Below are 15,264 nucleotides of genomic sequence, written 5' to 3'. Positions count from 1 at the left end.
GTCCAGACCGCCCTGGCGGTGCTGCTCTCCAAGCTCAGTGGCAGTCCCGATGTGGCAGTGGGCTTCCCGATCGCCGGGCGGCGCGACCCCGCGCTCGACGACCTGGTCGGGTTCTTCGTCAACACCCTGGTGCTGCGCGTCGACCTGAAACAGCTAGCCGGCGACCCCACCTTCGCCGACCTGCTGTCCCAGGTGCGGCAGCGCAGCCTGGCCGCCTACGAACACCAAGACGTGCCCTTCGAGGTGCTGGTCGAGCGGCTCAACCCGGCGCGCAGCCTGACCCACCACCCCCTGGTCCAGGTCATGCTGGCCTGGCAGAACTTCGCCGGGCAAGGCGGCGGCCCGGTCGCCGGCCTGGCCCTGGGCGACGTCGAGATCACGCCGGTGCCGGTCGACACCCAGACCGCCCGCATGGACCTGACCTTCTCGCTGGCCGAGCGCTGGAGCGAGTCGGGTGAGCCCGCCGGGATCGGCGGGACGGTGGAATTCCGCACCGACGTGTACGACGCGGACAGCATCCAAGCGCTCGTCGGACGGTTGCAGCGGGTGCTGACGGCCATGACCGTCGATCCCACCCAGGCGTTGTCGGCGCTGGATCTGCTCGATGAGGCCGAGCACGCCCGCCTCGACGAAATCGGGAACCTGGTGGCGCTGGCCGGACCGGTGGCCGCGCCCCCGTCGATTCCGGCGCTGTTCGCCGCGCAGGTGGCCCGCACACCGGAGGCCGTGGCACTCGTGTGTGCCGGCCGTTCTATGACCTACCGCGAGCTGGACGAGGCCGCGGACCGCTTGGCGCACGTGTTGGCCGGCCGCGGTGCCGGCCCGGGACAATCCCTGGCCCTGCTGTTTTCGCGTTCGGCCGAGGCGATCGTGGCGATCCTGGCGGTTCTGAAGTCGGGAGCTGCCTATCTGCCGATCGACCCGGCGCTGCCCGAGTCACGCATCGCATTCGTGCTCTCCGACGCCGCGCCCATGGCCGTCATCACCACCGCCGACCTGGCCGACCGGCTCATCGGCCAAGACGTGCCGGTCCTCGACATCAACGACTCGGGCCTGGCCGACCGGCCCGGCGCGGCAGTGACGGCGCCGGGGCCGGAGGACCTCGCCTACCTGATCTACACCTCCGGCACCACCGGGGTCCCCAAGGGCGTGGCGGTCACCCATCAGAACGCGACCCAGCTGCTCGCGCGGATGGACGCCGGCCTGCCGCGCTCCGGGGTGTGGTCGCAGTGGCATTCGCTGGCCTTCGACGTCTCCGTCCACGAGATTTTCGGTGCGCTCCTGCACGGCGGCCGGCTGGTGGTGGTGCCCGAGTCGGTGGCGCGCTCACCGGAAGACCTGCAAGCGCTGCTGCTGGCCGAACAGGTCAGCGTGTTGAGCCAGACCCCGTCCGCCGCCGCGATGTTGTCGCCCGGGGGGCTGGAGTCGGTCTCCCTGGTGGTGGCCGGAGAAGCGTGCCCGGCCGAACTGATCGACCGGTGGGGGTCGGCCCGCGCGATGATCAACGCCTACGGCCCGACCGAGGCCACGGTGTACGCGGCGGTGAGCGAACCCCTTACGGCGGCGTCCGCCGAGTTAGGTGTGGTGCCGATCGGGTCACCAGTGCCCGGCGGCGCGTTGTTCGTGCTCGACGGGCGGCTGCGCCCGGTGCCCGCCGGCGTGATCGGCGAGTTGTACGTGGCCGGCGCCGGCGTGGCCTGCGGGTACTGGCGGCGGTCGGGTCTGACCGCGTCGCGGTTCGTCGCGTGCCCGTTCGGCGGCGCCGGCACCCGCATGTACCGCACCGGGGACCTGGTGCGCTGGCGCGCCGATGGGCAGCTGGACTACCTCGGCCGCGCCGACGAGCAGGTCAAGATCCGCGGTTATCGCATCGAGCTCGGCGAAGTGCGGGCCGCCCTAGCGTGGCTGGACGGGGTGGAGCAGGCGGTGGTCATCGCCCGCGAAGACCGCCCCGGTGATAAGCGCCTGGTCGCTTACGTCACCGGAACCGCCGATCCGGCCGGGATCCGCGCCGCACTGGCCGAACGGCTGCCGGCGTACATGATCCCCGCCGCCGTGGTGGTGCTCGACGCGCTGCCGCTCACACCTAACGGCAAGCTCGACACCCGCGCGCTGCCCGCACCGGAGTACTCCGACGGCGAGCAGTACCGCGCCCCGGACAACGCCGTCGAGGAGATCCTGGCCGGCATCTACGCCCAGGTGCTCGGGCTCGACCGCGTCGGCGTCGACGACTCATTCTTCGACCTCGGCGGCGACAGCATCTCGTCGATGCAGGTGGTGACACGGGCGCGCGCCGCCGGGCTGATCTGCCGTACGCGCGACATCTTCGTCGAGCAGTCCGTTGCCCGGCTGGCCCGGGTGGCCGAGGTTGCCGACGCCGGAGTCGACGCGGTCGACGAGGGTGTGGGCCCGGTGACCGCCACGCCGATAATGCATTGGCTGCAGAGCATCGAAAGGGCAGGCGGGCCGGTCGACCAGTTCAACCAGACGATGCTGGTGCAGGCCCCCGCCGGGGTGGACGAGGCCGACGTGCTGGTGGTGCTGCAGGCATTGCTCGACCGGCACGGCACGCTGCGTCTGCGCCTGGAAAAGGATGCCGAGGGTTGGTCGTTGACCGTGCCGGAGCCCGGTTCCGTGGACGCCCGCGACTGCCTGCACACCGTGGCGGAGTTGTCCGACGCCGCGCTGGTCGACGCGCGGTCGCGGTTGAACCCCGCGGCCGGGGCGATGTTGAGCGCGCTGTGGGCCACCTCCACCGGCCAGCTGGTGGTGATCATCCATCACTTGGCCGTCGACGGGGTGTCCTGGCGAATCCTGTTGGAGGACTTCAACATTGCCTGGGCCCAGCACCGGCTGGGCCAGCCGCTGGCGTTGCCGTCGGCGGGGACGTCCTTCGCCCGGTGGGCGTCGCAGCTGGCCGAACGCGCGCACCACCCGGACGTCGCGGATCAATTGGGCACCTGGCAGCACGTGACGGCGACCCCCGCTGCGTTGCCCCCTGTGCGGCCCGAGGCGGACACCTTCGCCACCGCCGGACACCTCTCGACGGAGCTGGATTCCGAGACCACCGGCATGCTGCTCGGCGAGGTGCCGGCGGCGTTCCACGCCGGCGTCCAGGACATCCTGTTGATCTCCTTCGCGCTCGCGGTGGCGGAACTCCTGGGCACCGGCGCGGCGCCGATCGGCATCGACGTCGAGGGCCACGGCCGCCACGAGGACCTGGGTCGCGACCTCGACCTCTCACACACCGTGGGGTGGTTCACCGCCAAGTACCCGGTGTCTCTGGCCACGGGTGAGTTGCCTTGGGCGCAGGTGGTTTCCGGCGACCCGGCGTTGGGCGCGGTGCTCAAGGACGCCAAGGAGCAGCTGCGCGCCCTCCCGGATCCGCTGACCTACGGGCTGCTGCGCTACCTGAACCCCGAGGCCGACTTGGACGGCTGCGACCCGCCGATCGGCTTCAACTACCTGGGGCGCCAGGGCGGGACGGCCGAGCTCTCCGAGGAGATGTGGCGACCCGTGCAAGGGTCGGTCACCGCCGCCGCCGCGGCGATAGCCATGCCGCTGATGCACACGCTGGAGCTCAACGCGGCCACCGTCGACACCGAGGCCGGCCCGCGCCTGCACGCCAACTGGACGTGGGCGCCGTCGACGCTCGACGAGGGCCGAGTCACGCGGCTGAGCCGGCTGTGGTTCGAGGCCCTGGCCGGGATCTGCGCCCACGTGCGTTGCGGTGGCGGCGGTTTGACGCCGTCGGACATCGCTCCCGCGCGCCTCGGCCAGAAGCAGATCGACCACCTGCAGCGGCAATGCCGGATCGCCGACGTCCTACCGCTGACCCCGGTGCAGCAGGGTCTGCTGTTCCACGCCAACACCGTGCAGGGGGGCGGCCAGGACTCCGGCGACCTCTACGCGGGGCAGCTCGACATCACGGTCAGCGGCCCGCTCGACCCCGACCGCCTGCGCGAGGCCGTGCACGCGATGGTCGAGCGCCATCCGAACCTGGTGGCCCGGTTCTTCGACCAGTTCGACGAGGGCGTGCAGGTCATCGTGGCCGATCCCGCGGCGGCCTGGCAGTACCTGGAGCTCGACGGAGACCTCGACGTCGAGGGGCAGGTTGCGCGGCTCTGCGCCGCCGAACGCGCCGCCGTGTGCGACCTCGCCAATCAGCCGCCCTTCCGGGTGGCCTTGATCCGCACCGCGGCCGACCGGCACCGGCTGGTGCTGACCAACCACCACGTCGTCCTCGACGGCTGGTCGATGCCGATCCTGCTCGGCGACATCTTCGCCGGCTACTACGGTCAGCGACTGCCCGCGGCGGCGCCCTACCGCAGCTTCGTCACCTGGCTGGCCACCCGCGACCGCGACGCCGCCCGTGCGGCCTGGGCCGAGGTGTTCGCCGGCTTCGACGCCCCGGCCCTGGTCGGTCGCCAGGACCGCCTGCAGCCGGGGGAGCAAGGCGTTCGGACGTTCGGGCTGCCGGCCGACCTCACGCGGGCCGTCGGCGAGCTGGCCCGTGCGTGCCATACCACCGTCAACACGGTGCTGCAGGCCGCCTACGCGCAACTGTTGTGCTGGCTGACCGGCCAGCACGACGTCGCCTTCGGCACCACGGTCTCGGGCAGGCCGGCCGAGATCGTCGGCGCCGACTCGATGGTCGGCCTGTTGATCAACACGGTGCCGGTGCGGGCGAACATCGCCCCGGCGACCACTGCCGCCGACCTGCTCGAGCAGCTGCAGGGCGCCTACAACGACACGCTGGACCACCAGCACCTGGCGCTCAACGAGATTCACCGCATCACCGGTCAGGACAAGCTGTTCGACACGCTGTTCGCCTTCGAGAACTATCCGATCGACGCCGCCGCCTTGTCGGGCGACCAGGAGCTGTCCATCACCGACATCGCCAGCCGGGAATCCACCCACTACCCACTGACGATTCAGGCCCAGCCTGGGCACGAACTGCGCCTTCGCGTCGAATACGACACCGACGTCTTCGACGCGGACGCCATCGCGACGCTGATCGAGCGGCTGCGGCGGGTGCTGGTGGCCATGACGACCGACCCAGGGCGGCGGCTGTCGGCGACGGACGCGCTGGACGCCGGCGAACACCGCAGGCTGGACAAGATCGGTAATCGGGCGGTGCTGACCCAGCCGTGGGCGCCGGCGTCGATTCCGGGGTTGTTTGCCGCGCAGGTGGCGCGGGCTCCGGATGCGGTGGCGGTGAGTTTTGAGGGCCGGTCGATGTCGTATCGGGAGTTGGATGCGGCGGCGAATCGGTTGGCGCATGGGCTGATTGGTCGGGGTGCGGGGCCCGGGGCGTCGGTGGCGGTGCTGTTTGGGCGTTCGGCTGAGGCGATTGTGGCCATCCTGGGTGTGCTGAAGTCGGGGGCGGCGTATGTGCCGATCGATCCGGGGTTGCCGGCGGCGCGGATCGAGTTCATGCTCGCCGATGCCGCGCCGGTGGCCGCGGTGACGACCGTGGGGTTGGCTGCGAAGTTGGCCGGGTATGTGTTGCCGGTCGTCGATGTGCACAGCCCGGCGCTGGCCGCGCAGCCGTCCACGGCGCCGCCGGGCCCCGGGCCCGAGGATGTGGCGCACATCATTTACACCTCGGGCACCACCGGGGTGCCCAAGGGGGTGGCGGTCACGCATGCCAATGTGACCCGGTTGTTCGACGCGCCGGCGGTCGGGGTGGCGTTGGCGCCGGGACAGGTGTGGACCCAGTTCCACTCCTATGCCTTTGATTTCTCGGTGTGGGAGATTTGGGGGGCGTTGCTGCATGGGGGGCGGCTGGTGGTGGTGGCCGATGCGGTGGCCCGCTCGCCCAAGGATTTGCACGCGTTGTTGGTGGCCGAGCGGGTCAGTGTGTTGAGTCAGACCCCGTCGGCGGTGCGGATGCTTTCTCCGCAGGGCCTGGATGGCACCGCGTTGGTGATCGGTGCCGAGCCGGTGGGCGCGGAGTTGGTGGATCGGTGGGCGCCGGGGCGCACGATGATCAACGTTTACGGGCCGACGGAGAGCACGATCTTCGCCTCGGCCAGTGCGGCGTTGGTGGCCAAGTCCGGTCCGCCGGCGATCGGGTCGGCGGTGCCCGGGGCGGCGTTGTTCGTGCTGGATGCCTGGTTGCGTCCGGTGCCGGTCGGGGTGGTCGGGGAGTTGTATGTGGCCGGGCGGGGGGTGGGTCTGGGCTATGTGCGCCGCGCGGGGTTGAGTGCGGCGCGGTTCGTGGCGTGCCCGTTCGGCGGGGCCGGGGAGCGGATGTATCGCACCGGGGACCTGGTGTGCTGGGGCGCCGAGGGGCAGTTGCGCTATGTCGGGCGCGCCGATGAGCAGGTCAAGATCCGCGGTTATCGCATCGAGGTCGGCGAAATCCGTTCGGCGCTGGCCGCTCTGGACGGTGTCGAGGAGGCGGTGGTGATCGTCCGCGAGGACCGCCCCGCAGACAAACGGCTGGTCGGCTACATCACCGGCACCGCCGACCCGACCGCACTGCGCGCCGCGCTGGCCCAGCGGCTCCCGGGCTACATGATCCCCACAGCCGTCATCGCCCTACCCACACTGCCGATGACCCTCAACGGCAAACTCGACACCCGCGCCCTACCGGCACCCGAATACACCGCCTCGGGGTACCGCGCCCCGACCAATCCCACCGAGGAAATCCTGGCCGGCATCTACGCCCAAGTACTCGGCGTCGAGCGGGTCGGCATCGACCAGTCGTTCTTCGACCTCGGCGGCGACAGCATTTTGGCGATGCGCCTGATCGCCGCGGTCAACACCGACCTGGACGAGTACCTGTCGGTGCGTGCCGTGTTCGAAGCGCCCACCATTGCCCAGCTGGCACCCCGCATCGGCGAGGGCGCCGGGCGGCTCGAGCCGCTGGTGGCCGGTCCGCGGCCGGCGGTGGTCCCACTGTCGTTCGCCCAGAGCCGATTGTGGTTCCTGGACCAATTGCAGGGCCCGTCACCGGTTTACAACATGGCCGCGGCCATGCGCCTGCGCGGGCGCCTCGACGCCGACGCGCTCGGTGCGGCGTTGGCCGACGTGGTGGCCCGCCACGAGAGCCTGCGGACCGTCTTCGCGGCGCCCGAGGGAACGCCCCAGCAGGTGGTCATCCCCGCGGAGCAGGCCGACTTCGGTTGGCAGGTCATCGACGCCACCGGTTGGTCGGCGATCCGGCTGGACGGGGCCGTCAAGGCCGCGGCGCGCGACACCTTCGACCTCGCGACCGATATCCCCTTGCGCGCCTGGCTGTTCCGCGTCGCCGACGACGAGCACGTGCTGGTGGCCGTGGTGCACCACATCGCCGCCGATGGCTGGTCGCTCCGGCCGCTGGCCGCCGATCTCGGCGTCGCCTACGCGAGCCGGTGCGCGGGCGAGGCTCCCGGGTTGCCCGAATTGCCGGTCCAGTACGTGGATTACACGCTGTGGCAGCGCGCCCAGTTCGGCGACCTGAAGGACAGCGGCAGCCGCATCGCCGCACAGCTCGGCTACTGGGAAGAGGCTTTGGCCGGAATGCCGGAGCGGTTGCAGCTGCCCACCGATCGGCCCTACCCGCAGGTGGCCGACCAGCGTGGGGCAACGGTGGCGATCGACTGGCCGGCCGACTTGCAGCAGCAGGTCTCGGCGGTGGCCCGCGAACACAATGCGACCAGCTTCATGGTGGTGCAGGCCGCCCTGGCTGTGCTGTTGGCCAAGCTGAGCGCGACAAGCGATGTGGCGGTGGGCTTCCCGATCGCCGGGCGGCGCGACCCCGCGCTCGACGACCTGGTCGGGTTCTTCGTCAACACGCTAGTGCTGCGCGTCGACGTGTCCGGCGACCCCAGCTTCGCCGAGCTGTTGGACCGCGTGCGCACGCGCAGTCTGGAGGCCTTCGAGCATCAGGATGTGCCCTTCGAGGTGCTGGTGGAGAAGGTCAACCCGACCCGAAGCCTCACCCATCACCCACTGATCCAGGTGATGCTGGCGTGGCAGAACTTCGGCGGGCAGGACAACGACCCCGCGACCGGGCTGGCCCTGGGCGACGTCCAGGTCACCTCGATACCGCTGGACACCCAGGTCGCCCGCATGGACCTGACGTTCTCGCTCGCCGAGCGCTGGACCGAGGCGAACGAGCCGGCCGGGATCGGCGGGCGGGTGGAATTCCGCACCGACGTGTTCGACGCGGACAGCATCGAGACACTGGTCGGGCGGCTGCAGCGAGTGCTGGCGACGATGACCACCGATCCCACCCGCTCCGTTTCGTCCGTCGACCTGCTCGACGCCGCCGAACGTGCTCGGCTGGACGAGATCGGCCACCGGGCTGCGCTGACCGCTCCGGCGACCGCGCCCGCATCGATCCCCGAGTCGTTCGCCGCCCAAGTCGCGCGCACGCCAGATGCACTCGCGCTCAGCAGCGGTACTTGGTCGTGGACCTATCGCGAGCTCGACGAGGCGTCCAACAGGCTGGCCCACCTGCTGGCCGGCAACGGCGCGGCCCCGGGACAATGCGTGGCGCTGCTGTTCAACCGCTCGGCCGAGGCGATCGTGTCGATCGTGGCGGTGCTCAAGACGGGGGCGGCCTATCTGCCCATCGATCCCGCGCACCCGGCGGCCCGGATCGGCTTCATGCTCGAGGACGCCGCGCCGGTCGCGGTGGTCACCACCGCCGACCTCGCCGGGCGGCTGGACGGGCACGACGTGGCGGTTGTCGATGTGGACGATCCCGCCGTCGACGCTCAGCCCGTCACCGCCTTGCCGCCGCCGAGCGGCGAGGACGTCGCCTACCTCATCTACACGTCGGGAACCACCGGTGTGCCCAAGGGCGTGGCGGTCAGCCACCGCAACGTGACCCAGCTGATGGCGTCCGTGGACGCCAGCCTGCCGGACGCCGGCGTGTGGTCGCAGTGGCATTCTTACGGCTTCGACGTCTCGGTGTGGGAGATCTTCGGCGCGCTGCTGCGCGGCGGTCGGCTGGTGGTGGTCCCCGATGCGGTGGTGCGGTCCCCGGAGAACCTCCATGAGTTGCTGGTCGCCGAGCGGGTCACCGTCCTGAGTCAAACCCCTTCTGCCGCAGCGATGCTCGACCCGCGCGGGCTCGAGTCGGCGGCGCTGGTGGTGGCCGGCGAGGCCTGCCCGACCGAGCTGGTGGACCGGTGGGCGTCCGGGCGCGTGATGATCAATGCCTACGGACCCACCGAGACGACGGTGTACGCGGCGATCAGCGCGCCGCTCGCTCCCGGTTCCGCCGTGGTGCCGATCGGCTCCCCGGTGGCCGGGGCGGCGTTGTTCGTGCTCGACGAATCCCTGCGTCCGGTGCCGCCCGGGGTGGTCGGCGAGCTGTACGTGGCCGGCGCCGGGCTGGCCCGCGGGTACTGGCGCCGGGCGGCGCTGACGGCGTCACGCTTCGTGGCCTGCCCGTTCGGCGGGCCCGGGGCGCGCATGTATCGCACCGGCGACCTGGTCTGCTGGGGCGCCGACGGGCAGCTGCAATACCTGGGCCGCGCCGACGAGCAGGTCAAGATCCGCGGGTACCGCATCGAGCTCGGCGAGATCCAGGCGGCGCTGGCCGAGCTCCGCGGGGTGCGGCAGGCGGCCGTCGTCGCCCGCGAGGACCGCCCCGGTGATAAGCGCCTGGTCGGCTACGTCACCGGCTCGGCGGACCCCGCCGAGCTACGCGCCCGGCTGGCCGACCGGCTGCCCGCGTACATGGTCCCGGTGGCCGTCTTGACGCTCGACGCGCTGCCGCTGACACCCAACGGCAAGCTCGACGCCCGTGCCCTGCCGGCGCCCGAATTCCGGGACGCTGATCGCTACCGGGCCCCGAGCAGTCCCGTCGAGGAGACCTTGGCCGGCATCTTCGCGCAGGTGCTCGGCGTCGAGCGGGTCGGTGTCGACGACTCCTTCTTCGACCTGGGCGGCGACAGCATCTCGTCGATGCAGGTGGTGACGCGGGCGCGGGCCGCCGGCCTGACGTGCCGAACGCGCGACATCTTCGTCGAGCAGACCGTCGCCCGGCTGGCGCGCGTCGTCGGCGCGGCCGACCGCGAGGCCGGCGTGACCGACGAGGGCACCGGCGAACTGCCGGCGACGCCGATCATCCGGTGGCTGCAGGGCGTGGAGGGTCCGGTAGGCCAGTTCAACCAGACCATGGTCGTGGAGGCCCCCGCCGGGGTCACCGAGGCCGATGTGGTGGCGGTGCTGCAGGCCCTGCTGGACCGGCATGCCATGCTGCGGCTACGTGTGGACGACCAGTGGTCCCTGACCGTTCCCGAGGCCGGTTCGGTCGACGCCGCCGGCCACCTGCACACGGTGGACGTGTTGTCCGACGCCGCGGTGACGGCGGCGCGGTCCCGGCTGAACCCGGCCGACGGGGTGATGCTGAGCGCGCTCTGGGTCACCTCCACAAACCGGCTGGTGCTCATCATTCACCACCTGGCCGTCGACGGGGTTTCCTGGCGAATCCTGTTGGAGGACTTGAACATTGCGTGGGCTCAGCATCGCGGCGGGCAGCCGGTGGCCCTGCCGCCGGGTGGGACGTCGTTCGCCCGGTGGGCCGCCCTGCTGAGCGAGCAGGCGCACGCGCCGGCGGTGGTCGAGCAGGCCGACGCCTGGCAGCGGATCGCGGCGACCCTGCCCGCGCTGCCGCGGGTGCGCCCCGAGGCGGACACGTACGAGACGGCCGAGCATCTGTCGGTGGCGCTCGACGTCGAGACCACCCGAACGCTGCTCGGCGAGGCGCCGGCGGCCTTCCACGCCGGCGTCAACGACATCCTGTTGATCGGGTACGCCCTGGCGTGGGCGGAATTCCTGGGTGGCGGCACGCCGGTCGGCATAGACGTCGAGGGCCACGGCCGCCACGAGGAGCTCGCCGCCGGAGTGGACCTGTCCCGCACCGTGGGCTGGTTCACCACCAAATACCCCGTCTCCCTGGCGGTGGGTGAATTGCCTTGGGCCCAAGTGCTTTCCGGTGGACCCGCGTTGGGTGCGGTGCTCAAGCAAGCCAAGGAGCAGCTGCGGGCCCTGCCGGACCCCCTGACCTACGGGCTGCTGCGCTACCTGAACGACGACGTCGAACTGGACGGCTCCGACCCGACGATCGGCTTCAACTACCTGGGCCGGCTGGGCGGCGCGGCGGCGGAGTTGTCGGACGAGTTGTGGCGAATCTCGCGCGACGGCTCGTCGGTGACCGGCATCAGCACGGCGGTGCCCATGCCGCTCATGCACACCGTGGACCTCAACGCGGGCACCGCCGAGACCGAGGCCGGCCCGCAGCTGCACGCCAACTGGACATGGGCGCCCTCGGCGCTGAACCGTGACCAGCTCACCCGGTTGAGCGAGCTGTGGTTCGAGGCGCTGACCGGCATCTGCGCCCACGTGCGATCGGGTGGCGGGGGATTGACCCCGTCGGACATCCTTCCGGCCCGGTTGGTCCAGCGGGAGATCGACGAACTCGAACGCCGACAACGGGTCGCCGACGTGTTGCCGTTGACCCCCCTGCAGCAGGGACTGCTCTTCCACGCCACCACCACGCGAGGCGGCGGCCAGGATTCCAGTGACCTGTATGTGGTGCAGCTGGACATGAGCGTGACCGGCCGGCTCGACCGGGACAGCCTGCGCGACGCGGTGCAAACCGTGGTCGACCGGCATCCGCACCTGGTCGCCCGGTTCTGGGACCGGCCCGACGAGCCGGTGCAGATCATCCGCGCCGACCCCGCGATGGCATGGCGGTACGTCGAGCTGGACGGCGACCGCGGCACCAACGAGCGGGTCGAGGAAATCTGCGCCGCCGAGCGCGCCGCGGTCTACGACCTGGCCGACCGGCCGGCCTTCCGGGTGGCAATGATCCGCACCGGACAGAACCGGCACCGGTTGGTGTTGACCATTCACCACATCGTGCTGGACGGCTGGTCGGTCCCCATCCTCGTGAACGAGACGTTCGCCAGCCTCACCGGGCAGCGGTTGGCCCCGCCGGCGCCGTATCGACGGTTTGTCACCTGGCTGGCCGATCGCGACGTCGATGCCGCGCGGGCGGCGTGGGGCCGGGTGCTCGCCGGCTTCGACACCCCGACGCTGGTCGCGCCGCCGCACAAGTCGGGCCCGGGCGCCCGGGGCCTCACGGCATTCGCGGTGCCGGCCGAAATCACCCGGGCGCTCGGCGAGCTGGCCCGGTCCCGCCAGACCACCGTCAGCACCGTGCTGCAGGGCGCGTGGGCGCAGCTGCTCACGTGGCTGACCGGCAACTACGACGTCGCGTTCGGCACCACGGTGTCGGGCCGGTCCGCCGAGGTGGTCGGCGCCGAATCGATGGTGGGCCTGATGATCAACACGATCCCGGTGCGCGCCCGCATCACCCCGGCGACCACCACCGCGGAGCTAATTCAACAGCTGCAAAGCGCTCACAACGACACGCTCGAACACGAGCACCTGTCGCTCACCGAAATCCACCGGATGACCGGTCACGAGCAGCTGTTCGACACGCTGTTCGCCTACGAGAACTATCCGCTGGAAACGTCCGCGATGGCGGTCAACCACGAGCTGTCCATCACCGACTTCAACGTCTTCGAACGCAACCACTATCCGCTGACGATGCAGGCCGCCCTGTCCGGCGAACAGCTCGGCCTTCGGGTGGAATACGACGCGGACGTCTTCGACGCGCGCACCATCGAGGCCCTGACCGAGCGATTGGAGCGGGTGCTGGTCGCGATGACCACCGACCCGGCGCGGCGGCTGTCCTCGGTCGACCTGCTGGACGGGCCGGAGCATGCCCGCCTGGATGAGATCGGCAACCGGGCGGCGCTGACCCGGCCGGTACCCCCGCCGGTGTCGATCGCGGAGTTGTTCGCCGCGCAGGTCGCCCTCCAGCCGGACGCCGTGGCGATCAGCTGGGGCCAGCTCTCGATGACGTATCGGGATCTGGACGAGGCGGCGAACCGGCTGGCGCACCTGCTGGTCGCCGGGGGCGCGGGCCCGGGACAGTGCGTGGCGCTGCTGTTCTCGCGTTCGGCGCAGGCCATCGCGGCGATCCTGGCGGTGCTCAAGACGGGGGCGGCCTACCTGCCGATCGATTCGGCCGCCCCGGGCGCGCGGATCAGGTTCATGCTCGAGGACGCCGCGCCGATCGCCGCGGTCACCACCGGGGGTTTGCGTTCTCGGCTGGACGGCAGCGACGTACGGGTCATCGACATCGAAGACCCGGAGATCGACGGCTATCCGCGCACCACGCTGCCCGCACCCGCGGCGGACGACATCGCCTACCTCATCTACACCTCGGGGACCACCGGCGTGCCCAAGGGCGTGGCCGTGACGCATCACAACGTGACCCGGCTGATCGGCTCGCTGGACGCCGGACTGCCGGCCCCGGGCGTGTGGACGCAGTGCCACTCGTACGCCTTCGACGTGTCGGTGTGGGAGATCTTCGCCCCGCTGCTGCGCGGCGGGCGCGTGGTGGTGGTGCCCGAGTCGGTGGTGCGCTCACCGCAGGATTTCCGCGCCTTGCTGGTCGACGAAGAGGTCAGCGTGCTGACGCAAACGCCGTCAGCGGTGGCGATGCTGGACCCGACGGGCTTGGAGTCGGTGTCGTTGGTGATGGCCGGCGAGGCCTGCCCGCCCGAGGTGGTCGATCGCTGGGCGCCGGGGCGGGTGATGGTGAACGCCTACGGCCCGACCGAGACGACGATGTGCGTGGCGATCAGCGCCCCGCTCACGGCGGGTTCGGGGACGCCGCCCATCGGCACGCCCGTGCCCGGCGCCGGCTTGTTCGTGCTCGACGGCTGGCTACGGCCGGTGCCCCCCGGAGTGGTCGGCGAGTTGTACGTGGCCGGCACCGGGGTGGCCGCCGGGTATGTCGGGCGCGCCGGATTGACCGGGTCGCGGTTCGTGGCCTGCCCGTTCGGCGAGCCCGGGGCGCGCATGTACCGCACCGGAGACCTGGTGCTCTGGGATGCCGACGGGCAGCTGGTGTATGTCGGCCGCGCCGACGAGCAGGTCAAGATCCGCGGCTACCGCATCGAACTGGGCGAGGTCCAGGCCGCGCTCGCCCGATTGGATGGCGTGCAGCAGGCCGTGGTGATCGCCCGGGAGGACCGCCGGGGGGACAAGCGCCTGGTCGGCTACATCACCGGAACGGCCGATCCCGGCGAGGCGCGCACCGCGCTGGCCGGACGACTGCCGGGCTACATGGTTCCCGCGGCCGTCGTGGGACTCGACGCGCTGCCGCTGACACCCAACGGCAAGCTCGACACCCGCGCCCTGCCGGCGCCGGAGTACTCCGGCGGTGGGTATCGGGCGCCGTCGAACGCGACCGAGGAGATCCTCGCCGGCATCTTCGCTCAGGTGCTCGGTGTCGAGCGGGTCGGCGTCGACGACTCGTTCTTCGACCTTGGCGGCGACAGCATTTCCGCGATGCGCTTGATCGCCACGATCAACACCAACCTGGTCGTCGACCTTGCGGTGCCCACCCTGTTCGACGCGCCCACCGTGCGGAGCCTGAGCCGGCGAGTGGGCACGGACACGACTGCCACCCAGGACGTGGTTCCCATTCAGGCCCTGAAGCAGGGCGCGGGCACACCGATGTTCTGCATCCACCCGGCGGGCGGCGTGAGTTGGCCGTACCAGGTTCTCGGCAGCTTCCTGGACTGCCCGATCATCGGGGTTCAGCAGACTCGCCAGGGCGGGGAAGCCGAACCCCGGTCGGTCCGGGAGATGGCGGAGAACTATGCCGACAGGCTGCAGGAGATCTATCCCTCCGGGCCCTATAACCTTCTCGGCTGGTCGTTCGGCGGGGTCATCGCCCACGAACTCGCGGTCGAACTGCAGCGGCGCGGGTGCGCCATCGGGCGCCTGATCCTGCTCGACGCGCAACCCGCCATGAACGGCGGCGTCGCTCCGCCCGAGGACGCGCTGGGCGAACAACAGCTGCCGGAGGCCTCGCGGTCCAAGCGGCTTGTCGATCTGCTCGCCGAAAACCTTCGCAAAAACATCGACCGATACCGCGCTCACCGGCCCGGTGTCTTCGACGGCGACATCACCATCTTCTCCGCCGCCGGGGGCGGGGGCGACCGCAGTGGGTTCCTGTCCCGGTCCTGGCGGCCGCATGTCTCCGGCGAGGTGCTCATGTACTCCATCGACTGCGCGCACGACGAGATGCTGACCGACGATTCGGTGGGTCTGTACGGACAGCGACTCAGGCATCTGCTGGTCCTCGCGGAACGCCGGCTCGAACTGGCCCACGGTGGCCAGCAAGTGGCGGCGGCGCGGGAAGACAAGGTGCCCGGTGAGCGCGCCGGGTGA

1 protein-coding gene (running past one end of the window) is annotated in these 15,264 nt (G+C 71.0%); it reads left to right on the top strand.

The features are described 5' to 3' along the window. Positions 1–15,264, top strand: partial view of a non-ribosomal peptide synthetase gene (locus tag A5678_RS04855; RefSeq protein WP_068039224.1) — the 3' end only. It extends 15,894 nt beyond the left edge of the window; only the last 15,264 of its 31,158 coding nucleotides appear in the window; its start codon lies off the left edge, out of view; it ends in the stop codon at positions 15,262–15,264.

Source organism: Mycobacterium sp. E2733 (assembly GCF_001667585.1).
Taxonomy (GTDB): Bacteria; Actinomycetota; Actinomycetes; order Mycobacteriales; family Mycobacteriaceae; genus Mycobacterium.
This window is presented reverse-complemented; position numbering and strand designations above follow the sequence as displayed.